The sequence below is a fragment of the Nonomuraea angiospora genome (genome assembly GCF_014873145.1).
In the GTDB taxonomy this organism is placed as follows: domain Bacteria; phylum Actinomycetota; class Actinomycetes; order Streptosporangiales; family Streptosporangiaceae; genus Nonomuraea; species Nonomuraea angiospora.
In genome coordinates this window covers 6409233-6428206 of sequence record NZ_JADBEK010000001.1, presented here as the reverse complement: position 1 = coordinate 6428206, position 18974 = coordinate 6409233, and the positions used below count along the sequence as shown (strand labels likewise).

Sequence of the window (18974 nt, the reverse complement as noted above, 5' to 3'; positions counted from 1 at the left end):
GCGCACCCCACGCCTTCGGCGACTGGTCCGGCCCACCCGTTGCCTGGTTACCGGCTGGGCCTGCTGGAGCCCACCCCGGACCGAAGTCTTCGCCGGGCCGGGGCATACCGGCTCTTCGAATCGAGGCGGGGTTGAGTTGTCCGCGTCCGTGTCGAGTGGTCACACAACTCGGGCAGGCCGGAGGCGGCGCACCGGTCGCAGAAGCGGGTCGTCGGCTCAGAGAAGTCGGCGTTCGCGTGCCCACCGCGGAAGTTCGCGTCCAGTGCAAGGCAGACGCATGCCGGTATCCCTCAGCGCATCCACATGCCCGCAGATTTCCACGAGCGTCATCTTGCCCATTCCGTGAAGTCGCGTCAGCAGCCACACCGTTCCGTGGACGTCGAGCCCCCATGCACGTCCGACCTTGGTGGCATCCCGGTCATCCGTGATGGCAACCAGCCGGTGGATCTCGGCAGCGGTGAAAACGCTGGCCTCACCCAGGTCGTGCTCGCCGGCACCCAGCAGATTGACCCAGCGTTCGAAGGCGATCAGTTCCTCATCGGTGTCCTGCGGTAGCACGCGCAACCACTCGAGCTCTCGGATCGATCTAAGGGTTGGGTACAGATGGCAGTACTTGTCCACCTCCCCGGCGACGATGTGCGTGGTCGACAGCTCGGAGACGCTGGCCCCAAGAACATCGAGGCGGTCCGATTTCGCGAAATGGTGGATCACCATGGCGTCGGCCACGAGTGGGGGCAATCGGTCGCCCGGCGTCGCGGTCGTCATGGAGCCTCGTCCTCATCGGACCTCGGCGGCAGGTCCGACACCGTTTCGAGCTGCCCATGCATCAACTCCAGGGCGCGACTGCTGGTGATCCGGCCGAGCCGGTACGCCGTCATGACGGCGTGCGCGAAACTCGGTGGCACGCGGATGGAGCTGAGATCCGGTTGTGGTGTCCATCCCACCGAGTCCCTGAATTCCGCATAGGTCGGCGGGCCTGCGCGCAGGCGCTTTTCTTCGGACGGATTTATCAGTTCGGCCGCTCGGGCCTGCCGTAGTGCCAGGCTCCAGGATGTGCGGTATTGAGCCGCCAGCCCGACAAGTGTGGATCGGATCGGCTGCCCTGTTCTCTTGGCACGCCGAATAGCCTCCAATGGCAAGAGCAGTTCTGCCGCGAAAGCGTCGATCACTTCTTCGCGTTCCATCCGCGAAGCGCTGACTCCCACATCGGTTGAGTACTCGTCACCAAGAATGAGATGCCCGAGTTCGTGTGCCGCGGTGCTTCGCCGCCGGCCGGGGTCGCCGTTGAGACTCACCACCGCCGCCGCCACATCGCCGTCCACGGCGGACGCTCCGTCTCCTGGGAGGTCCATCACCAGAATGTACTGGCCGCACTGCTCGCAAAGGTCTGCCATCGATTCGATGGCAGCCATTCCCAGGTGGAGCTCGCCTCTCAACCACCTGGCGGCCTCAACGGCTGCGGGAATCCCGTTGACTTTGCCCGGATATCGCTTGATCGGCTTTGGCTGAAGTACGCCCAACGACATCAGCATGCGGATTTCGCGGATCCACGCCGCCAGCGCACTGTCGATGCGATAAGAGGCCTGGGCGGCATTGGTCGCTGTGTCCTCGGCCAGCGGTGTGCGGTGTGACATGACCGCCGGTGGCGCGTTGAGGAAGTGGCCGATGGGCATGTCCAGCACACGGGCCACCCTGGCGAGCTCCAGTGCGTCGAGCCGTCTCGAACCAGCCTCGATCTTGCTGATCATGGTTCTGTCGAGATCGGTCTTCTGGGCCAGCTGGTCCTGCGACAGTTGCATGGCTAGTCGCGCTTCGCGGACTCGCTCTCCGATCTCGTTCCAGTCGAGCGTGCTCATGGTGCGATAATCGCACATCGAATGATGCGCGTACATGGACGGCGGGCATCCTGGGGATAACTTTTGCTTTCTGCGGCATGCGGTGTAGTGGGAGATCGCGCATGTCTCCTCAATAAATGTCCGCTTTTCGCCCGCCTGGATGGATCAGGGATCTATAGACGGTGAGCGACGGCGAGGCGATCAGGAGTCCCCCGATCGGCGCTCCGTCTCGGTCTGCTGTCGCGAGTCGGACGAACCCGCGTGGGAGATGCTCCATCTCTGCCCGGTGTGGATGGGCTGGTGATGTCAACTATGATAGGTATGCCTATCATAGTTGTATCCATCATTGATGGATGGAGGTGGTGCGGCAATGCTACGGAAGCCGGAACGCCTGTTCGGGCGCGACACGGAGTGGGAGGAACTGGCCGACTTCGCCAGTGCCCCCGCCAACGGCGCCACCTTGGGGCTGGTCTACGGGCGTCGGCGCCAGGGCAAGACCCTCATGCTCGAACTGCTCGCCCAGGAAACCGGGGGCCTGCTGTTCGCCGCCACCCAGCAGACAGAGGCACAGAACCTGGCCGATCTCGGCGCCGCCTACGCCGCCTATCGCGGGCTGCGGCAGCCGGTCTCGTTCGGCAACTGGCGGGAAGGGCTCGACGAACTGTTCCGGCTCGGCGAGGAACGGGCGACGCCCGTGATCGTCGACGAATTTCCCTACCTGGTCTCCGCGACCCCGGCACTGCCGTCTTACCTGCAGCAGGCGTTGAGCCCGACGGGATACGCGAAGGAGCGCACTCGTACCCGTCTGATCCTCTGCGGCAGCGCGTTGACCGCGATGGCTCAGCTGCTGGGCGGCGGCGCGCCACTACGAGGCCGAGCGGTGCTCGAGCTGATCGTGCGGCCTTTCGGGTTCCGCGATGCCGCTGCCTTCTGGGGCCTGACCGGCGACCCGGAGCTGGCTTTCCGAGTGCATGCCCTCGTCGGCGGCACCCCCGCCTATCTGGAGATGTGCGGAGGGTCAGGTCCGGCCGACCTGGAGGGGTTCGATCGATGGGTGCAGCGGTGGTTGCTGAATCCCGCCTCGGCGATGTTTCGCGAAGGCGGGCTGCTCCTGCGGGAGGAGCCCTCGATTTCCGACCCCACCTCGTACGCGGCCACGCTGAGCGCCATCAGTGCGGGTAACCAGCGTCGCTCGGAGATCGCCGCCGCCCTCGGCCGTCCCGTGAGCGCGCTGGCACATCTGCTCAGCGGTCTGCGGAGCATCGGCCTCGTCGAGCAGGTCGACGACGCGTTGCGTGAAAAGCGCAGCGTTTTCCGCATCGCCGAGCCGATCGTCCGTCTGCACCAGTTGATCACGCAGCGCCGCGAGCCCGAGCTCGTCAGCGGCCAGGCCCCCCGCGTCTGGCGTTCCAACGCCGACACGGTGGCCTCGAAGATCTACGGTCCCCATTTCGAAGATCTCGCCCGGGAGTGGTGCTTCCTTCATGCCTCCGGCGACACGCTCGGTGGAATCGCCAGTGCCGTACGCCCGAGCGAAATCCCCTGCCGAGCGCACCGCAAAGGGCATGAGCTCGACATCGTGGTGACCGAGACCAATTCCTTCGCCGCCGATCGGATCATCGCGATCGGCGAGGCCAAGGCCACGCTCACGCCCATGGACGTACCCCAGCTCCAGCGGCTGGATCACCTGCGCGCGCTGCTTCCCGACGCCCGGATCGGCACGCAGCCCAAACTGCTGTTGTTCGCACGCTCCGGATTCACCGGCGATCTGGTGGAGGCGGCGCGCGGGCGCGCGGACGTGGAGCTCGTGGACCTGAACCGCATGTATTCAGGGGACTGACCTGCGGGGCATGGCCGGTCTGCTGATCAGAAGCGGAACATCTCGGCGAATCGATCGAGCAGCGCGGGATCGCCTTCTACGCGCACGCTGCCGTCGTGGAGTACTTCGCCGGGGGTCCTGCTGCCACTCATCAGTTCGCGGATGGGGTGGCCGGTGAGCCGTTCGATGACGAGGTCGGGGGCGGGGTGCCGGCCGATGCCGACCGTGAGCGTTCCATCGGTGATCTGCAGGCGGAGCGTGAGATCGCCCATGCGGACCTCGTAGCCGACGGTGACTCCAAGGGCTGCTTCCGGCCGGTAAGTAGTGCGGAAGGACATGGCGACCGACTCGGCGGTGACAAGCTCGCCGGGGCGAGGCTCGGTGAGTGTCCGCGCGCCCCAGCGACCCAGCGCGATCAGCGCCGGTTCGAGGTCGCGTCCGTAGTCGGTGAGCTCGTAGACGACCGCGCGTTCGGGATGCGGGAGCGCGCGACGGGTGGCCAGTCCTGTCTCTTCGAGTTGTTTGAGGCGGGCCGACAGGATGTTGGTCGGGATGGCGGGCAAGCCCTTGTGCAGGTCCGTGAAGCGCTGGGCCCCGGTGAGGAGGTTGCGGATGATCAGCATGCTCCACCGTTCGCCGACCATCTCCATCGCGCGGGCCAGGCCGCAGAACTGTCCGTACTCCCGAGACGCCATGATGCAGATCTTACAGCATGCTTCAGTTGACAAACTATACTTGCAAAAGACAAGCTTGCTGCTCACAGGCCTCCCATGAAATGGAGAAACGCATGTCGTTCCAGGCGTACCTCGACAACATCGAGGACAAGACCGGACTGACTCCACGTGAGTTCATCGCTCTGGCGAAGGAGCGTGGCTTCGACGAACCGTCCGTGAAAGCCGGAGCGATCGTTGACTGGCTGAAGCAGGACTACGACCTTGGACGTGGGCACGCGATGGCGTTGGTGCACGTGATCAAAAAGGGGCCGAAGATCGACGCCAAACACGTCGGCAGCTCGGGTTCCCATCGCGATGAGTCCGACACGCTATGGCTGGACGGCAAGGACAGCCGGCCCTGACGAGTCGACCCGGTAGCCCGGAGCAAGGGCATGGGCGTCTGGGGGCCGCACGTGCTCGCAACCCGCAGAATCGCCCTGTCCTCGATAAAATTGGGTGGGAAATCCTTCCTGGTCACGCCACACTGATCAAGAACCAGTGAGGAGATTTCACCCGTGCCGAACCAGCCCGCACCGAACCTGCTGTCATGGGCCAGCGAGATCGACGAAGGCGCGATCATGCAGGCCGCTCGCACCGCCCGCCTGCCGTTCATCTCCGGCCACGTCGCTCTCATGCCCGACGCGCACGTCGGCATCGGTGCGACGGTCGGCTCGGTGATCCCCACGGAGAACGCGATCATCCCGGCCGCCGTCGGCGTGGACATCGGCTGCGGCATGGTGGCGACCGAGACGACGCTCACGGCCGCCGACCTGCCCCAGACCCTCGCCGCCCTGATGCCGATGGTGGAGCACCGCATCCCCGCCGGCGTCGGCAAGGGGCACGAGGACCCGGCGGTCGACCGTGCGCTCAGCGACCTGGGGCTCCCGCACACCGACCTCACCCCCAAGCAGGCCAAGAAGGTGAGCGACCAGTTCGGCACGCTCGGCTCGGGCAACCACTTCGTCGAGGTCTGCCTGGACGAGCGCGACCACGTCTGGACGGTGCTCCACTCGGGCTCGCGCGGCATCGGCAACCAGCTCGCCCAGATGCACATCACGGGCGCGAAGAAGCTGATGAAGAAGCAGGAGGCGACCCTCGAGGACCCGGACCTGGCGTATCTCGTGCAGAGCACGCCGGAGTTCACCGCGTACATCGAGGACATGCTGTGGGCGCAGCACTACGCCATGGCCTCGCGGGCGCGGATGGACCGGGTCCTGATCAACGCCCTGTTCAAGGTCGTCGGCAAGGGCGAACGGGTACGTACTATCAATTGTCACCATAACTTTACGCAGCAGGAGACTCACTACGGCAAGACGTTGTGGATCACCCGCAAGGGCGCCATCAAGGCCGACACCGGTGACGAGGGCGTGATCCCGGGTTCGATGGGCACGCGCTCGTACATCGTGCGCGGTCGCGGCAACCCCGAGTCGTACAACTCGTGCTCCCACGGCGCGGGCCGCCGCATGTCGCGGACGAAGGCGAAGCGGGAGCTGTCCGCAGCTTCGCTCACCGCGGCCATGAGCGGCCGCACCTGGAACGCGGATCGGGCCGCCGCGCTGGTGGACGAGCACCCCGAGGCGTACAAGTCGATCGACCAGGTGATGGCGGACCAGCGGGATCTCGTGGAGGTCCAGCACACGCTCCGCCAGATCTTCAACTACAAGGGGTAGGACACTCGATTCCCCGTCGAGTCGATCACCTTCAGCGTGAGCTCGTGGAGTCGTTCCGCGGCGGCCGGGTCGAAGGGCCTGGGGGCGAGGGCGATCCGGCGTTCTCGGATGAAGGCGCTGAGCGGCTCGGCGGGCGGGTCGTCGAGGCGGGCGACGATCGGCTTGATGCCCTCCTCGACCGGCAGTCCGTGCTTCTTGAGCGCCTCCACGTGCGCGGCGGTCGTCGCGTCGAACTCGCCGGCGACGCTCGTCGAGACGCCTTTGGGGTGCATGAGGACATAGCGGGTGCGGCTGCCGTGCCGGGCGGCGAAGGCCACGCCGAGCAGGTCGTTCGCCTTGCCGGCCTGGAACTGGGCGGTCATGCCGTCGTACCGGCGTTCGAGCATGAGGTCGTTCCAGTGGATGAGATCGGTCGGCTCGCCCGGGCCTGACACGTTCACGATGAGGCGGGGCGCCGTGAGGCCGTAGCTGAGCAGGAAGCGGCTCAGGTAGTCCAGCGCGAACGTCCCCTCCACGCCCTCCGCCGTCACGAACCGGTGCGTACGGAAGTAGCGCGCGCACAACACGAGCGCGTCCACGACGGGGAACCTGGCGTTGATCTCGTCGATCACCCGCAGGTTCTCGCTGATCAGGCTCAGGTCCGCCGGGATGAACACCGCCCCGGGGAGGGCCTTGGACCTGTCGCGGCCGATGACGACCACGGTGTCGCCCCGTTCGAGGTAGGTGCGGGCGAGCGCCCGTCCCATGCCGTCCGTGCCGCCGCTGATCACCAGTGTCCTCATGACGTGCTCCTCGCAGGCTCGGCTGCCGGTACGGCCTGCGTACGGGGCCGGCCCGGCAGCAGCGGGACGGCGGCCAGGATGATCACGATCACCGCCACGACGAGCCAGAAGATGCCGTGGAAGCCGCTGATCACGTCTCCGGCGGTCTGGAGGATGAGCGTGACCACGGCGACGCCGAGCGCCGCGCCGAGCTGGTTGAGCATGTAGAGCACCGAGCTGCCCTGCGCCACCATGGACGGTGGCAGCGCCCGGTAGAGGGAGCCCATCGTGGGCGCGCTGAAGCACCCGCTGCCCAGCCCGATCGTGAACGCCGCCAGCGCCGGCCAGAGCTCGGGCGTGTCCGCGCCGATCCGGGTGAAGGCGAGGGCGCTGAGCCCGGCCACGAGCGCGCCGCCGACGGCCAGGCCGCGGGCGCCGACGCGGTCCGAGAGCCGCCCGGCCAGCGGCATGGCGAGCGCGCCGCCGAGCCCGAGCGGCGCCATCAGCAGCCCGGCGGCGAGCACGCCGTGCCCGTGGGCCTGCTGGTAGTACAGGGGCAGGGCGAACAGGGCGGCGAAGAGGGCCAGCCCGCCGAGGCCCATGATCGCGACGCTGGCGGTGAAGCCCCGGTTGGTGAACAGCCGCAGGTCGATCAAGGGGGGAGTTCGGCGGTTGCCGGAGGTGCCCAAGCCTCCGGACGCGACGGCGGGGGCGCGCAGGGCGTGTAGGGCATAGGCGAGCAGCAGCGCCAGGCCCGCGCCCAGCGGGAGGAGCGCCTGCCAGGCGGTGAACGCGCCCTGTTCGGCCGTCTGCGACAGGGCCAGGACGACGGCCGCGAACCCGGGCCCGAGCAGCGCCAGCCCCACGACGTCGAGGCGTGCCGGCGGCCCGGCGGACGGCTCGTCGGCGGGGATCACGCGCAGCGCGAGCAGCAGCGCCACCAGGCCGAAGGGCACGCTGAGCAGGAACATCCAGCGCCACGACAGGCCGGCCAGCACGGCGCCGCCCGCGATCGGCCCGAGCACGGGCCCCAGGGACAGGACCACGCCCATCAGGCCCATCACCCGTCCGGCCCGGCGCGGCCCGGCGGCGCGGGCCAGCAGGATCAGCACGAGGGGGTCGAGCAGCCCGGCCCCGAACCCCTGCACCACGCGGAACACGATCAGGGCGCCCACGTCCCAGGCCGCCCCGGCCCCGAGCGATCCGGCGAGGAACAGCGCCAGCCCGGCCAGCCACAGCCGCTTGCCGCCGAACCGGTCGACGGCCCAGGTGGTGAACGGGATGGTGGCCGTCACGGCCAGCAGGAACCCGGTGGACGTCCAGCCGATCGTGCTCAGCGAGGTCTCGAAGGTCGCGGCCAGGGTGTCGATGGCGACGGCGGCCATCGTGCTGTTGAGGATGCCCAGCAGGCCGCCGAGCAGGATCACGCCGATCATGCCCAGCAGCCGCGCGTCCATCCGGTCGTCCGGCGTATTTGAACTCATGGGTTCAAAGTAGTTACCTCATGCGTTTGCCCGCAACCCGTACGTCCATGAAGTTGAACTGGCGGGTACAATTCGGAGGCATGGCCACCACCACGCGCGGGCGCATCGACAAGCGGCAGGCGATCCTGGAGGGCGCGTTCGCCGTGTTCGCCCGGCTCGGCTACGCGCAGGCCTGCGTGCAGGACATCGCGGACGAGGCGGGCGTCGCCAAGCCGACGGTCTACAACCACATGACGGACAAGGCCACCCTGTTCAGGGGCGCCGTCGAGGCCGCCGCGCAGATGACGCTGAACGCCCGCCTGGCCGCCCTGGAGCCGCTGGCCGATCCGGGCGAGGACCTGCGTGCCACGCTGGAGGGCGTCGCCGACGAGCTGCTGCGCCTGCACACCGACGGGCGCTCGTGCGCGCTGCGCCGGCTGCTCTACTCGGAGATCACCCGCTTTCCCGACATCCTCGACATCGTCAAGGAGAGCGGCCCCGACCGCCTCAACCAGGCCCTCGCCGACCGGATGGCCCGGCTCGCGCTCGCGGGGCGCCTGCGCGCCGCCGATCCCGACCTCGCGGCCGAGCAGTTCATGGCCCTGCTCGTCGGCCCGCTGGAGGCCCGTTCGCAGATGGGCACCCGGACGATCCCGGAGGGCGAGCTGCGAGAGCTGGCGCGCGCCGCGGTCCGGGCGTTCCTCGATGCCTGGAGCGCTGACTAATCTCGCCGACAAGGTCCCTTGTCGGTAGCGGGCAAGCCCCGCGCGATCGTCCCGCTCTACCCCGGGGAGACCCCGCACCTGGTGGACTCCGAGGGGCTGCCGTTCCTCTTCGCCGACCGGGCGCAGCCGCCCAAGCCCGTCTTCCACCACGCGCTGCCCGGCCTGTCGGACGGGGACATCGGCGAGCTGCTCGGCCTGACCAAGCAGCGCATCCAGCAGATCCGCAGCAGCGCGAACGACGAGTCCCGCCAGGTCTCCTAGCGGCGTCTCGGCACGCGAACGGCGCCCCCTCTCGCGAGGAGGCGCCGCCGGGAAACGGGGACTACCTGACCCAGAGGTAGTACCAGCCGGTGCCGTTGAGCGAGCACTTGTACTCGTTCCAGCCCTCACGCTTGTACGACTGGCCCATGTCCACACACTTGCTGTAGCTGGTGTATTCGCCGATGTATGTCCAGCTGGCCGCCTGGGCGGGGGCGGCGACGCCGATGGCGGCCAGCGCCGCGATGCCCGCGGCGACGATACCTGCACGAACGCGCATGCGTGATCTTTCCTTCCTCCGGGGGGTTCCGCATACAACGATCATGGACGGCCCTACAAGACCGCTATAGAGCGGCCACAAATGCGTCAGGAGGACAGCGCCTGGTAGGCGGCCAGCAGGAAACCCATGCCGCGGTCGTCGCCCTGGCTGAGCATCCGGTTCATCACGTACGCCACCGTCATGCGGGCGTCGAGGTCGATCACGACCAGCGAGCCGCCCATCCCGCCCCAGAAGCACGTACGCGGCTCCAGCAGCCCGTAGCCCATGCCGTACCACATCCGCGTGCCCAGGACCCGGTCGAAGCCCCGGAACTGCTCCTCGACGGCCCGCGCGCAGCCCTCCTCCGACAGCAGCCGCACGCCGCGCAGCGTCCCGCCGCAGGCCAGGACCGACTGTACGAGGCCGACCGAGCGGGCGTTGCCGTGCCCGTTGCCGGCCGGGATCTCGGCGCGCCGCCAGGGGGTGGTGTTGGCCTCCTCGGGCCGCAGCGCGGGATTGGCGGGCAGGTCGGGCGGGGCTTCCATGGGCGTCGGGGGCGGGATGACGGGGGCGACCCGGGGGTCGTGCTCGGCGGCGAGGCCGATGTGGAAGTCCGCCCCCAGCGGCCCGGCCACCTCCTCGGCGAAGAAGGCGCCCAGGCTGCGCCCGGTGACGCGGCGGACGACCTCCCCGACCAGGAAACCCTGGGTGATCGCGTGGTATCCGGCCTCGGCGCCGGGCTCCCAGCGCGGCGCCTGCCCGGCCAGCCGCGTCGTGGCCAGCCGCCAGTCGTAGAGGTCCTCGACCGTCATCGGCTCGTCCCAGGTGGGCAGGCCGGCGGTGTGGGAGAGCAGGTGGCGTACGAGCACCCGCTCCTTGCCCGCGGCGGCGAACTCCGGCCAGTAGGCGGCGACCGGCGCGGCCAGGTCGAGCTCACCCCGGTCGGCGAGGATCAGCGCGCACAGCGCCGTCATCGGCTTGGTGGTGGACCAGACGTTGGTGATGGTGTCGCGCTCCCAGGGGACGGTGCGGGCCGCGTCGGCGTACCCGCCCCAGATGTCCACCACCGGCTCGCCGTCCACGTGGACGGCCACCGAGGCGCCGACGTCGTCCTTGTCCAGGGAGGCGGCCAGCAGCTCGCGCACCTCGGCGAAGCGGTCCTCGCACACACCATGGATCTCGGCCATGGACGGAACGTAGCCCGGGTCCCCGCGGGCGGGCCACGGATTTTTTGGCATACTCCTGGTCATGGTCGTGCTCGAGACGGAACGACTTGTCATGAGGCCGCTGACGGGTGATGACTTCGACGACTACGCCAGGATGCTCGCCGATCCCGAGGTCGCGGACGGGCTGGCGGAGAGCGTGGGGACCTCCCGGGCCGACGCCTGGCGGAGCCTCGCCACGTTCATCGGGCACAGGGAGATCCGCGGCTACTCGCATTGGGCGCTGGTCGAGAAGGCCACGGGCCGGTTCGCCGGGCGGGCGGGGCCCTGGCGGCCCTATGGCTTCCCGGGGCTGGGAGTCGGCTGGTGCCTGGCCCGCGACCACTGGGGCAAGGGCTATGCCACCGAGGCGGCGCGGGCGGCCCTCGACTACTGCTTCGGCACGCTCGGCGCGACGGAAGTGATCTCTCTCATCCTGCCCGGCAACGCGCGGTCCGTCTCCGTCGCCGAACGCATCGGCCACTCCCACCTGCGCGATACCGAGTACCGAGGACAGCAGGTCCACGTCTACGGCCAGCGTCGGTAGGCTGCGCCGCATGGAGGTCGGCGAGCTGCTGGGGTCCGGGCGCACCGCGGACGTGTACGCGATCGACGACGAGCGGGTCTTACGCCGCTACCGGATACCGATCGACGCGCGGCGGGAGGCGGCGGTCATCGCGCACGTGGCCGGCCACGGATATCCGGTGCCCGAGCTCTACCCCGACGCGGGGTCGGCCACCGAGCTGGTGATGGGGCGGCTGCCGGGGCCGACGATGTTGCGGGCGCTGTTCGACGGGGAGATCACGGCCGAGGAGGCGGGCGGGATCATCGCCGGGCTGCTGCGGCGCCTGCACGAGATCCCGGCGCTGGCGTCCGCCGATCCCGGTGACCGGGTGCTGCATCTGGACCTGCACCCCGACAACGTCATGCTGACGCCCCGCGGTCCGGTCGTGATCGACTGGTGCAACAGCCAGGACGGGCCGCCCGGGTTCGACTGCGCGATGTCCGCGGTGATCTTCGCGCAGGCGGCCGTGGACGAGGTCGAGTTCGCCGAGGTGGCGCGGCGGGGCCTCGTCGCGCTGGTCGCCGGGCTGGGCTCCGCCATGGACTTCGGCGAAGGGCTCGACCGGGCCAGGGCGCGCCGGGCCGCCGACAGGGCGCTCACCGAGCGGGAGGCCGGGCTGGTGGACGCGGCGGTGGAGCTGATCCGCGGCTTACGGTAAGGCGCCGTTACTCCGTCCAGGCGGCCGTGGTGTCGAGGCGTTCGTGCCAGAGCTTCTCGCCCGCCCCGCCGGGCTCCCAGCGGCCGCAGAAGTCGATCAGACTGCGGCAGCGCTCCACCATGGCCTCCTGGCGCTCCGCCCACGAGGGGACGGGCCCGTCGTACGCGGCGAAGAAGCGCGAGAGCAGCGGTACGTGCTCCGCGTGGTGGCTGCGGATGATCCACTCGCACCACGCGAGGTCCTCGACCGGGCGCCCGGGGTGGGCCCACTCCCAGTCGAGGATCGCGGTCGTCCGGAACGTGGCCGGGTCGAACAGCATGTTCTGCGGGCCGAAGTCGCCGTGCACGATGCCCAGCCGGTGGATGCCCGACAGGACCCGGCCGCACTCGGCGAGCACCTCGGCGCCGTGCCCCTCGTCGATGAGGTCCTGGCCGTGGGCGCCGGAGACGAAGCGGGTGGTCAGGCTGGTCGAGGTGACCTGGTGAACGCGGGGGACCGGGAGCCGGCCGCGCAGCCGGCGCAGGTATCTGCTCTCCGTGCCCAGCCGGAACGCCGCCTCCGGGCCCTGGTAGCACTTCACGATCAGGGCGCCGTCGCCGACTGTGCTGTTGGTGTACCCGTGCTTCACAAGGGTCGATTCTGGCCTACTCCCGCCCCTGCCAGACGCCCCGGCACGCTATCGGGTGCGACTCCGATACACGATGTAAGGACGGAACAAATAGCCCAACGGGGCGGAAAGAGCATGCACCAGGCGGCTGAACGGGAAAAGTACGAACAGCGCCATCCCGATGAGCGTGTGCACCTTGTAAAGGATGTCGGCCTGACGCATCGCGGTGGCGTCCGGCTGGAGGACGAAGATGCCGCGGAACCAGGGCGCGACCGTGGTCCGGTAGCTGACGTCGCTCGGCACGAACCCCGCGACCGTCGTCACCACGCCCGCCACGATCGAGGCGGCCAGCACCGCGTACATCGTCTTGTCGTTGGCCGTGGTCGCCAGGAACACCGGGCCGGTGGCGCGGCGGCGGTAGATCAGCAGGGCCAGCCCCACCAGCGTGGCCAGGCCCGCGAGCCCGCCCCAGACGAGGGCGTTCAGGTGGTAGGCGGCGTTGGACACGCCGATCGCGTCGGTCCAGCTCACCGGGACGAGCAGGCCGGTCACGTGGCCGACGATCACGAAGACCAGGCCGTAGTGGAACAGTGGGCTGGCCACGCGCAGCAGCGGACCCTCGTAGAGCTGGGACGAGCGGGTCGTCCAGCCGAACTTGTCGTAGCGGTAGCGCCAGATCAGCCCGCCCACGAAGACCAGCAGGGTCAGGTACGGCAGGACCACCCAGAGCGTGCTCTCCGCCCAGCTCACAGGTAACCTCCCACGGTCTCGGCCGGCGGCCCGGCCTGGGCCAGGCGCGTGGCCTGGAGCCGCTCGGCGGCGGTGATCGGCGGCAGGGCCGCGCACACCGCGCCGATCACGCACGCGTACGGCGAGTCGCGATCGGTCAGGGCCGTGAGCAGCAGCTCCAGCCCCGGCCTGTGCTCCCTGAGGAGCTCGGCGCCCGAGGGATCGAGCGCGGCGAACTCCAGCATCACCGGCAGGAAATCGGGCAGTTCGTCGTCCATCAGCTCCCACCCGGCCGCCCGGTAGCGCTGTTTCAGCGCGGCCAGCGACCGGCCGCGGCGGCGGGTGTCGCCGTCGGCGTAGTAGGTGAGGTAGAGGCAGCAGCGCCGGTGCAGGTCGAACGTCTCCACGTAGTGCGCGGCCAGCTCGCCGGGCCCGAGGTCGGAGGCGCGCGTCAGGAACGCCCCGAAGTGCGGCTCGGCGGCCTCCTTGATGAGCGGGAGCCGGTGCCAGAAGCGCTCGTCGGGATAGGCGAGGAGGTGGGCGGCGGCCTGCCAGACGACGGCGCTGCTCATGATCTTCTCCTCTTGGTCGGGAACAGGCCGGCGGGGACGCCGCGGCCGTCCCAGTTGAGTAGGTTCACCCGGTCGTGGGTGATCTCGTCACTGGTCTGGCGCTGCTTCAGGCTGTGGAAGGTCTCCACCGAGACCGGGACGGGCCGGCCCGACCCCTCGCCGAACGGGGCCTGCATCCCCGGCCCCCCGTCGTAGTCGAGGCTGCAGCCGCCCTCCTCCACGATCCCGGGCGGGATGTTCCCGAAGGCGGTCGGGATCACGTACCGCTCCTCGTACTTGGCCAGCGCCAGCAGCCGGTACATGTCGCGTACCTGGTCCTCCGGCAGGCCCGTGTCCGCCAGGACGGGCGGCTCGCCCAGGTTGACGGAGCGCATGTACGAGCGCATCGCCGCGAGCCGGCGCAGCGCGGCGGTCACGGGCGTCGGGTCGCCGGCGGTGAACAGCTCGGCCAGGTAGCCGACGGGGATGCGGAGCGACTCGATGGCGGCGAACAGGTTGACCGCGTCCTCGCCGTCGTGGCCTCCTTCGGCGAGCGCGTCCACGACGGGGGAGAGCGGCGGGACGTACCAGACCATCGGGAGGGTGCGGTACTCCGGGTGCAACGGCAGCGCTATCCGATATTTCTTGATCAGGTCGTACACCGGGGATCTCCGCGCGGCCTCCACCCAGTCGGCAGGCAGGTCCGCGGCGTCCACCGCCGGGTCGTACGGGTCGACGAACAGGTCGAGCTGGGCCTCGTACAGGTCGCGCTCGTTGGCCACCGAGGCGGCCGCCGCCACGCGGTCGGCGTCGTACAGCAGGACCCCCAGGTAGCGCAGGCGCCCCACGCAGGTCTCCGAGCAGACCGTCGGCAGCCCGACCTCCACGCGCGGGTAGCAGAACGTGCACTTCTCCGCTTTGCCGGTCTTGTGGTTGAAGTACACCTTCTTGTACGGGCAGCCCGTCACGCACATGCGCCAGCCCCGGCACCTGTCCTGGTCCACGAGCACGATGCCGTCCTCGGCCCGCTTGTACAGGGCGCCCGAGGGGCACGAGGCCACGCACGACGGGTTGAGGCAGTGCTCGCAGATGCGCGGCAGGTAGAACATGAACGCCTGCTCGAAGGCCAGCTTGACCTGGTCCGAGACCTTGGCGAGCACGGGGTCGGGCGAGGGGTCGCCGCCGAGGTCGTCGTCCCAGTTGGCGCTCCACTCGATCTTGGTGGGCCGGTTGCTGATGAGCGACCTGGGCGGCGCGACGGGGACGTCCTCGGAGAGGGGCGCTTTGATGAGGTTCTCGTAGTCGTACGTCCAGGGCTCGTAGTAGTCCCGGAGCGCGGGCATGAGGGGGCTGGCGAAGATGGTGAGCAGCTTGCGGAGCCGGCCGCCCGCCCTGAGCTTGAGCCTGCCCCGCTTGTCGAGCGTCCAGCCGCCGCGCCAGCGCTCCTGGTCCTCGTAGCGCCTCGGGTAGCCCTGGCCGGGGCGGGTCTCGACGTTGTTGAACCAGACGTACTCGACGCCCGCCCGGTTGGTCCAGGTCTGCTTGCAGGTGACCGAGCAGGTGTGGCAGCCGATGCACTTGTCCAGGTTCATCACCATGGCGATCTGGGCCATGATCTTCGCCATCAGAAGCGCACCTCCTGTGATCTGCGGCGGATGGTGGTGATCTCGTCGCGCTGGTTGCCGGTGGGGCCGAAGTAGTTGAAGCCGTACGAGAGCTGGGCGTAGCCGCCGATCATGTGGGTGGGCTTGATGAGCACCCTCGTCAGCGCGTTGTGGATGCCGCCCCTGCGGCCGGTCGCCTCCGACTTGGGCACGTCGATCAGGCGCTCCTGCGCGTGGTACATGTACACCGTGCCCTTCGGCATGCGGTGCGAGACGATCGCCCTGGCCACGACCACGCCGTTGCGGTTGACCGCCTCGATCCAGTCGTTGTCGGCGATCCCGAGCCCGGCCGCGTCCTCGACCGACATCCAGATCGTCGGGCCGCCCCTCGACAGCGACAGCATGAGCAGGTTGTCCTGGAACTCGGAGTGGATCGACCACTTGCTGTGCGGGGTCAGGTAGCGCAGCGTGCCCGCCTCCCCGAACAGTGCTGCCAGGTCCAGCGGCGGGCGGTAGACCGGCAGCGACTCGCCGTACTCGTGCATCCAGTCGTGGTCGAGGAAGAAGTGCATGCGGCCGGTGAGCGTGTGCCAGGGCTTGCCGTTCTCGACGTTGATCGTGAAGGGGGAGTAGCGGCGCTCGTGCGACTCCTTGCCCGACCACTCGGGGCTGGCGGCGACCTGCACCGGCCTGGCCTGGGTGTCGGAGAAGACGATCCGGTGCCAGACGCTGACCAGGTCCTCGAAGTCGGTGCCCGTACGCTCGGCGAGCTGCCTGAAGCCCTGCGCGGCCAGCCTGCCGTTGCTGACGCCCGACAGGGCCAGGATCGCCTCGCACGCCTTGGCGTCGGTGTCGAGCTCCGGCCGGCCCTTGGCCGCGCCGCGCGGCACCAGGCCGCACGACTGGCCCAGCCAGGTCACCTCCTCGTCGGGCATGAACGTCACGCCCTTGACCGGGATCCCCAGCTTCTCCGTGAGGGGGCCGAGCGCCGCCAGCTTCTCGGCGATGGCGCCGTAGTCGCGCTCCACCACCTTGAGCTCGGGCCCGCCGCCCGTCGCCAGCTCGCCCGGGGTGTCGTGCTGGTACGCCGTCGCGACCACGTCCCGGCGGACGCCGAGGTGCTTCTCGCCGAGCTTGCTGAAGGTGCGAGCGATGGCATGAAAGGCCGAAAAATCGGTCTTTGTCTCCCAGGGTGGGCTGATCGCCGGGTTGAACGCGTGCACGAACGGGTGCATGTCCGTGGACGACAGGTCGTGCTTCTCGTACCAGGTGGCGGCCGGGAGCACGATGTCGGAGAAGATCGTCGAGGACGTCATCCTGAAGTCCAGCGTGACCAGGAGGTCCAGCTTGCCGCTCGGGGCCCGGTCGTCGGGGTCCTCCAGGTTGGAGATGGCGCCGAGGAGGTGGTGCTGGAAGTACTCGCTGCCCTTGGCGGAGGAGCCGAAGAGGTTCGAGCGCCAGAGCATGAGCACGCGGGGCCAGTTGCGCGGGTCGTCCGGGCGTTCGGCGGCGTAGCCGAGCCGGCCCGAGCGGAGCTCCTCGCGGGTGAAGGCGATGGGGTCGTCGGCGTCGCCCAGCTCCAGGGGGTTGCGGTCGAACGTCGGGGCCATCGGCATCCAGCCGTTCTTGACGGCCTCCACCACCAGGTCCGAGGTGCGCTTGCCGCGGAACGTGCCGGGGCCGAGCGGCGAGGCCAGGTCGCCCGCGTCGAAGTGGTCGTAGCGCCACTGGTCGGTGTGCAGGTACCAGTACGGCGTGCCCGGAACCTGCCGCGGCGGCCGGGCCCAGTCGAGGGCGCCCGCCAGCAGCGCCCAGCCGGCCAGAGGCCGGCATTTCTCCTGGCCCACGTAGTGCGCCCAGCCGCCGCCGTTGCGGCCCTGGCAGCCGGTCAGCAGGAGGAGCGACAGGAACGCCCGGTAGATCGTGTCGCCGTGGAACCACTGCGTGGTGCCCGCCCCGAGGATGATCATGCATCTGCCCCGGGTCGACTCGGCCGTCCGCGCGAACTCCCGGGCGATCTTCACCGCCCTCCCGGCGGGCACGCCCGTGATCCCCTCCTGCCAGGCCGGCGTGTACGGCTCCCCGGCGTCCTCGTAGCCCGCCGGCCAGACGCCGGGGAGCCCGTCGCGCGCCACCCCGTACTGGGCCAGCAGCAGGTCGAACACCGTGGTCACCAGGTGCTCCCCGACCCGGGTCACCGGGACGCCCCTGCGCGCCGAAGGGCCGCCGTCGAAGCGGGGCAGCAGGACCTCGGCCGGCTCGCCCCCGTACAGGGTGAGCTTGGGGTCGGTGCCGAGGTCGAGGTTCCAGCGGCCCTTGCCGGACTCGGTCCAGCGGAAGCCGGCCGAGCCGTTCGGCACGACGGGCTCGCCGGCCTCCGACATGAGCACGGTCTTCCACTCGGCCGCCTCCTCCTCGGAGCCCAGGTCCTTGGCGGTGAGGAACCTGCCGGGCACGTACGCGCCCGCGCGCTCCTCGAGGCGGACGAGGAAGGGCAGGTCGGTGAAGCGCTTGACGTAGTCGGTGAAGTAGGGCGTCCCGCGCTCGACGAAGAACTCCTTGAGCAGCACGTGCCCCATGGCCATGGCCAGCGCGCCGTCCGTGCCGGGCCGCACGCTGACGAACTCGTCGGCGAACTTGGCGGCGTCGCTGTAGTCGGGGGAGACCACGACGACCTTCTGGCCCCGGTAGCGGGCCTCGGCCATCCAGTGCGCGTCGGGGGTGCGGGTGACGGGGACGTTCGCGCCCCACATCATCAGGTACGCGGCGTCCCACCAGTCGGCCGACTCCGGCACGTCGGTCTGGTCGCCGAAGACCTGGGGGGAGGCCACGGGCAGGTCGGCGTACCAGTCGTAGAAGGAGAGCATGGCGCCCCCGATCAGCGACAGGAACCGGGAGCCGACCGCCTGGGAGACCATCGACATGGCGGGGATAGGGGAGAAGCCGGCGATCCGGTCGGGACCGTACCGCTGGATGGTGTGGACGTGGGCGGCGGCGATCATCTCGGTGGCGAGGTCCCAGGTGACGCGGACGAGGCCGCCGGTGCCCCGGGCGGACTGGTAGCGACGCCGTTTCACCGGATTTTTCACGACATATGCCCATGCGTCGACCGGGTCGCCGTTCAGGCGTTTCTTCGCTTCCAGGTACATCTCGACCAGGACGCGCCGGGCGTACGGGTAGCGGACCCGGGTCGGCGAGTAGGTGTACCAGGAGAAGGCGGCGCCGCGCGGGCAGCCGCGCGGCTCGTACTCGGGGCGGTCGGGGCCCACGCTCGGGTAGTCGGTCTCCTGCGCCTCCCAGGTGATGATGCCGTCCTTGACGAACACCTTCCAGGAGCACGAGCCCGTGCAGTTCACGCCGTGCGTGGAGCGGACCACCTTGTCGTGACTCCACCGGTCGCGGTAGAAGATGTCTCCCTCGACGCCGCCTTTCAGGTAGAGGGTGTGCAGATCGGCGCTGGTGACCGATCTGCGCAGATAGCGACCGGTCTTCAGCAAAAGCTCCTCCGCACTCATACCCCCACTTCATCACACATAGTGACTCTCTGTTACACAG

19 protein-coding genes are annotated in these 18974 nt (G+C 69.3%); 7 read left to right on the top strand and 12 right to left on the bottom strand.

What is annotated here, in order from left to right; genetic code table 11:
• Window positions 1-216: 216 nt before the first annotated feature.
• Both H4W80_RS28950 and H4W80_RS28945 read right to left on the bottom strand, forming a co-directional pair.
• On the bottom strand, window positions 217-765 hold the full coding sequence (locus tag H4W80_RS28950; protein WP_192787971.1) for a PIN domain-containing protein: 549 nt from the start codon (window positions 763-765) through the stop codon (window positions 217-219).
• The gene (locus H4W80_RS28945) at window positions 762-1856 is read right to left on the bottom strand and encodes a helix-turn-helix domain-containing protein (protein WP_225963717.1); all 1095 of its coding nucleotides are present in this window, start codon (window positions 1854-1856) and stop codon (window positions 762-764) included. Before H4W80_RS28945 ends, H4W80_RS28950 begins: the two co-directional genes overlap by 4 nt.
• Window positions 1857-2205: 349 nt before the next feature.
• On the opposite strand from H4W80_RS28945, the gene H4W80_RS28940 reads away from it, so the two are divergent.
• Window positions 2206-3675: an AAA family ATPase gene (locus tag H4W80_RS28940; protein WP_192787970.1), complete on the top strand. Its 1470-nt coding sequence runs from the start codon at window positions 2206-2208 to the stop codon at window positions 3673-3675.
• Window positions 3676-3701: 26 nt separating this feature from the next.
• On the opposite strand, the gene H4W80_RS28935 is transcribed toward H4W80_RS28940, so the two are convergent.
• Window positions 3702-4349, bottom strand: a complete 648-nt coding sequence (locus H4W80_RS28935; protein WP_192787969.1) for a winged helix-turn-helix transcriptional regulator — start codon at window positions 4347-4349, stop codon at window positions 3702-3704.
• Window positions 4350-4441: 92 nt separating this feature from the next.
• On the opposite strand from H4W80_RS28935, the gene H4W80_RS28930 reads away from it, so the two are divergent.
• On the top strand, window positions 4442-4729 hold the full coding sequence (locus H4W80_RS28930; RefSeq protein ID WP_192787968.1) for a DUF4287 domain-containing protein: 288 nt from the start codon (window positions 4442-4444) through the stop codon (window positions 4727-4729).
• A gap of 153 nt (window positions 4730-4882) precedes the next feature.
• A complete protein-coding gene (locus tag H4W80_RS28925) occupies window positions 4883-6037 on the top strand; it encodes an RtcB family protein (protein WP_318787106.1) in 1155 nt (384 codons plus the stop codon).
• On the opposite strand, the gene H4W80_RS28920 is transcribed toward H4W80_RS28925, so the two are convergent.
• Both H4W80_RS28920 and H4W80_RS28915 read right to left on the bottom strand, forming a co-directional pair.
• Window positions 6025-6819 carry an SDR family NAD(P)-dependent oxidoreductase gene (locus H4W80_RS28920; RefSeq protein WP_192787967.1) on the bottom strand — a complete coding sequence of 265 codons (795 nt, stop codon included), beginning with the start codon at window positions 6817-6819 and terminating at the stop codon, window positions 6025-6027. The two genes, H4W80_RS28925 and H4W80_RS28920, sit on opposite strands and share 13 nt — an antisense overlap.
• Entirely contained in the window at window positions 6816-8282 is a 1467-nt protein-coding gene (locus H4W80_RS28915; RefSeq protein WP_192787966.1) for a DHA2 family efflux MFS transporter permease subunit, read from the bottom strand. The genes H4W80_RS28920 and H4W80_RS28915 overlap by 4 nt, the downstream gene beginning before the upstream one ends.
• A gap of 80 nt (window positions 8283-8362) precedes the next feature.
• Here H4W80_RS28915 and H4W80_RS28910 point away from each other — a divergent pair, with 80 nt between their 5' ends.
• Window positions 8363-8986 (top strand): TetR/AcrR family transcriptional regulator, encoded by a 624-nt coding sequence (locus tag H4W80_RS28910; RefSeq protein ID WP_192787965.1) that lies wholly within the window; start codon window positions 8363-8365, stop codon window positions 8984-8986.
• An 18-nt stretch (window positions 8987-9004) separates the two neighbouring features.
• Window positions 9005-9247: a hypothetical protein gene (locus H4W80_RS28905; RefSeq protein ID WP_192787964.1), complete on the top strand. Its 243-nt coding sequence runs from the start codon at window positions 9005-9007 to the stop codon at window positions 9245-9247.
• Between the two features lie 61 nt (window positions 9248-9308).
• Here the strand turns inward: H4W80_RS28905 and H4W80_RS28900 are convergent, their stop codons facing one another.
• Both H4W80_RS28900 and H4W80_RS28895 read right to left on the bottom strand, forming a co-directional pair.
• Window positions 9309-9524: a hypothetical protein gene (locus H4W80_RS28900; protein WP_192787963.1), complete on the bottom strand. Its 216-nt coding sequence runs from the start codon at window positions 9522-9524 to the stop codon at window positions 9309-9311.
• Between the two features lie 86 nt (window positions 9525-9610).
• A complete protein-coding gene (locus H4W80_RS28895) occupies window positions 9611-10690 on the bottom strand; it encodes a serine hydrolase domain-containing protein (RefSeq protein WP_192787962.1) in 1080 nt (359 codons plus the stop codon).
• A 61-nt stretch (window positions 10691-10751) separates the two neighbouring features.
• Between H4W80_RS28895 and H4W80_RS28890 the strand changes: the two genes are divergently transcribed.
• Complete coding sequence (locus H4W80_RS28890) at window positions 10752-11252, top strand: GNAT family N-acetyltransferase (RefSeq protein ID WP_192787961.1); 501 nt, start codon at window positions 10752-10754, stop codon at window positions 11250-11252.
• Window positions 11253-11262: 10 nt separating this feature from the next.
• On the top strand, window positions 11263-11928 hold the full coding sequence (locus H4W80_RS28885; RefSeq protein WP_192787960.1) for a phosphotransferase: 666 nt from the start codon (window positions 11263-11265) through the stop codon (window positions 11926-11928).
• 7 nt (window positions 11929-11935) lie between these two features.
• Here the strand turns inward: H4W80_RS28885 and H4W80_RS28880 are convergent, their stop codons facing one another.
• Genes H4W80_RS28880 through H4W80_RS28860 form a run of 5 tightly spaced genes read right to left on the bottom strand, consistent with a single transcriptional unit; the run spans window position 11936 to window position 18934 of the window.
• Entirely contained in the window at window positions 11936-12556 is a 621-nt protein-coding gene (locus tag H4W80_RS28880) for a phosphotransferase (protein WP_192787959.1), read from the bottom strand.
• A gap of 48 nt (window positions 12557-12604) precedes the next feature.
• Window positions 12605-13285, bottom strand: coding sequence for a respiratory nitrate reductase subunit gamma (narI, locus tag H4W80_RS28875; protein ID WP_192787958.1), 681 nt, complete (start codon window positions 13283-13285; stop codon window positions 12605-12607).
• Window positions 13282-13836 (bottom strand): nitrate reductase molybdenum cofactor assembly chaperone, encoded by a 555-nt coding sequence (gene narJ, locus H4W80_RS28870; RefSeq protein ID WP_192787957.1) that lies wholly within the window; start codon window positions 13834-13836, stop codon window positions 13282-13284. The genes narI and narJ overlap by 4 nt, the downstream gene beginning before the upstream one ends.
• Window positions 13833-15440, bottom strand: a complete 1608-nt coding sequence (narH, locus tag H4W80_RS28865; RefSeq protein WP_192787956.1) for a nitrate reductase subunit beta — start codon at window positions 15438-15440, stop codon at window positions 13833-13835. The genes narJ and narH overlap by 4 nt, the downstream gene beginning before the upstream one ends.
• Window positions 15440-18934: a nitrate reductase subunit alpha gene (locus H4W80_RS28860; RefSeq protein WP_192787955.1), complete on the bottom strand. Its 3495-nt coding sequence runs from the start codon at window positions 18932-18934 to the stop codon at window positions 15440-15442. Before H4W80_RS28860 ends, narH begins: the two co-directional genes overlap by 1 nt.
• Between the last annotated feature and the right edge of the window lie 40 nt (window positions 18935-18974).

Bases quoted from the DNA above. Each gene is read 5' to 3' on its own strand.
- H4W80_RS28950 (WP_192787971.1), bottom strand. From the start codon at position 765: ATGACGACCGCGACGCCGGGCGACCGATTGCCCCCACTCGTGGCCGAC.
- H4W80_RS28945 (WP_225963717.1), bottom strand. From the start codon at position 1,856: ATGAGCACGCTCGACTGGAACGAGATCGGAGAGCGAGTCCGCGAAGCG.
- H4W80_RS28940 (WP_192787970.1), top strand. From the start codon at position 2,206: ATGCTACGGAAGCCGGAACGCCTGTTCGGGCGCGACACGGAGTGGGAG.
- H4W80_RS28935 (WP_192787969.1), bottom strand. From the start codon at position 4,349: ATGGCGTCTCGGGAGTACGGACAGTTCTGCGGCCTGGCCCGCGCGATG.
- H4W80_RS28930 (WP_192787968.1), top strand. From the start codon at position 4,442: ATGTCGTTCCAGGCGTACCTCGACAACATCGAGGACAAGACCGGACTG.
- H4W80_RS28920 (WP_192787967.1), bottom strand. From the start codon at position 6,819: ATGAGGACACTGGTGATCAGCGGCGGCACGGACGGCATGGGACGGGCG.
- H4W80_RS28915 (WP_192787966.1), bottom strand. From the start codon at position 8,282: ATGAGTTCAAATACGCCGGACGACCGGATGGACGCGCGGCTGCTGGGC.
- H4W80_RS28910 (WP_192787965.1), top strand. From the start codon at position 8,363: ATGGCCACCACCACGCGCGGGCGCATCGACAAGCGGCAGGCGATCCTG.
- H4W80_RS28900 (WP_192787963.1), bottom strand. From the start codon at position 9,524: ATGCGCGTTCGTGCAGGTATCGTCGCCGCGGGCATCGCGGCGCTGGCC.
- H4W80_RS28895 (WP_192787962.1), bottom strand. From the start codon at position 10,690: ATGGCCGAGATCCATGGTGTGTGCGAGGACCGCTTCGCCGAGGTGCGC.
- H4W80_RS28890 (WP_192787961.1), top strand. From the start codon at position 10,752: ATGGTCGTGCTCGAGACGGAACGACTTGTCATGAGGCCGCTGACGGGT.
- H4W80_RS28885 (WP_192787960.1), top strand. From the start codon at position 11,263: ATGGAGGTCGGCGAGCTGCTGGGGTCCGGGCGCACCGCGGACGTGTAC.
- narJ (WP_192787957.1), bottom strand. From the start codon at position 13,836: ATGAGCAGCGCCGTCGTCTGGCAGGCCGCCGCCCACCTCCTCGCCTAT.
- narH (WP_192787956.1), bottom strand. From the start codon at position 15,440: ATGGCGAAGATCATGGCCCAGATCGCCATGGTGATGAACCTGGACAAG.
- H4W80_RS28860 (WP_192787955.1), bottom strand. From the start codon at position 18,934: ATGAGTGCGGAGGAGCTTTTGCTGAAGACCGGTCGCTATCTGCGCAGA.